This is a genomic window from Mesorhizobium sp. WSM4829 (genome assembly GCF_055811475.1).
Window position 1 is genome coordinate 1 of sequence record NZ_JBVVQJ010000173.1, and the last position, 268, is coordinate 268.

Annotated in this window: 1 protein-coding gene; it reads left to right on the forward strand. The window is 56.3% G+C overall.

Features of this window, described 5'->3' with window-relative positions:
- The coding region (locus tag AC0L17_RS34735) for a prolyl oligopeptidase family serine peptidase (RefSeq protein ID WP_473519029.1) at positions 1-268 on the forward strand (268 nt) is incomplete at both ends.

The window sequence follows — 268 nt, forward strand, 5'->3', positions numbered from 1 at the left end:
GAACGAACAGTGGATGGGGTGGCCAGTCGGCATTGAATATTCCCAATCCTCCGCCATCGACAATGCTTACAGGCTGCGGGGCAAGCTGATGATCGTCGTCGGCGAAATGGACCGCAATGTCGACCCGTCCTCCTCGCTGCAGCTTGCCGACCGACTCATCAAGGCGGGAAAAGATTTCGACATGGTCTATGTGCCTGGTGCCGATCACAACGCGCCAGGCATCTACACTGAGCGCAAACTCCTGGACTTCTTCGTTCGCAACATTCTC